Annotated in this window: 2 protein-coding genes; both read right to left on the bottom strand. The window is 37.9% G+C overall.

The genetic code is table 11. The features are described from left to right. On the bottom strand, nucleotides 1-275 hold a 275-nt coding region (locus A3IE_RS21540; RefSeq protein WP_033407733.1), incomplete at its 3' end, for a hypothetical protein. Nucleotides 276-448: 173 nt separating this feature from the next. Beyond that, nucleotides 449-1,294: a hypothetical protein gene (locus A3IE_RS0119375; protein ID WP_020397260.1), complete on the bottom strand. Its 846-nt coding sequence runs from the start codon at nucleotides 1,292-1,294 to the stop codon at nucleotides 449-451. Between the last annotated feature and the right edge of the window lie 344 nt (nucleotides 1,295-1,638).

Genomic DNA, 1,638 nt, shown 5'->3' on the forward strand with positions numbered 1-1,638 from the left:
TAAGTGTGCACCCCATCATTCAGCAAATTACCATTCGCATCTAAGGTCTGGGCATTATTGCCCGCTAATACTAAGCGGTTGCTATTGGCTTGAAGACCATAGAGTGTGTTAACGCCATTATCGGTTTTCGCGGTGCGATTACCATTGGCATCGTATTGGAAGCTTTGGGATTCATTCATAGTGGCATAACCCGTCAAACGACCCAGTACATCATAGCCAAAGCGTTTGGCTTTAGCGGCATCACTGCTATCACTCCAGCCCGTGATATTACCCACAGCATCATAACTTAAAGTACGAATCGCATTGCCCAGTGGGAAGGTTTTCAGACGTCCATTCGCATCATAAGTTTTGCGATATACCGTCCCATCTGTCCATTGCCAACTAGCGATTTGTCCCGTGGCGGTATAAGTGAGTTGGCTTAAGTGTACTTAAGCCGATAAAAGAGTATTTATTCATTTGAGCAAGTCATATTAAAAAACATACGTCCGATACCTGGGTATTGATTTTTAACTACCTCTGCTGAAGGTAAAATTCCTAATTTAATAATATCTTTTTTAGACCATCCATAAGGAAGATTAGTTTGATAGTTCCAGTCTATTTCTGCAAAATCTCTTCGCATTTCATTTGTATTCTCTACAGGTTTTATGGAGCAACCATTTGCGCTTAGTACTGCCTGAATAGGGTTCAATAATCCCGAACTCATAACTTCTTTGCTCAGTAATTTTTGATAATGGTCAAGAATATAACGATTGTTTTTAGTAGCTTTTTTGCCATACTGCCTCAGGTAATATTTCAAATCATTTGGCCATGTTTTACTAGTATTGACATATTTTATGAATTCAGGAAAGCTTATATCCATAGCAGGAGAAATACGGGTAAGCGTGCTAAAAGTAAATTGCACCGCATCGTTAAAGAAGTCTTTTGCCTCAGGACAGTGATTCAGGATAGCTTGAAGTATCGCAGCTTTGTCTTCTAGCGTTCCCTGAATACTAGAATAGAAATTAACAACCCAAGTAATGTCATCACCTGTTTGAAATTTAATGGTACCGAGATCATTTTCATCTCTTTCTGGATTGCCCCGCGTTAAAGCTAACGCTATACGAGAACTGGCATCGAGAACAAAGCTTTTATTGTTGAGACTTACTACTTTACCATGACATTTCTTTAATAAAGGCCGTTTATCCACCAGTGTGGAATTCTTCATATATCGTGGTTTCTTATAAGTATTGTCGTTTGCTAAGGTTGATATAGGAAGAATCATTAATATCAATAGCAGATAAAGAACTAATTTCATTAGTTAATCTCCTTAAAATGTATTTCTGCCGCATTTTCTTGTCCTTCATGAATAAGATCATTGCCTACCAATTTGTAATTCTTTTCAATAAGATCAATATGCGACACCCAGTTGTTCCCCGTTGAGCTTTTATAATTATAAAAATAAACAACACCAGATTTTTTATTTTTAACTGTATTTAGAAAAGTGGCTTTCGAGATTTTGGTTAATCCTAAATATGCAGCCAATTCTGGTGTCTTAATGAAGTAATAAGTACCTACCTAAAAGAAATCGCATATTGATGTCCGATGAGGTCTAAGACGTGGCGTAGCTCGTGCTGAAGCATCTCCAAGGACTCATAGGCG

Source organism: Thiolinea disciformis DSM 14473 (assembly GCF_000371925.1).
Taxonomy (GTDB): domain Bacteria; phylum Pseudomonadota; class Gammaproteobacteria; order Thiotrichales; family Thiotrichaceae; genus Thiolinea; species Thiolinea disciformis.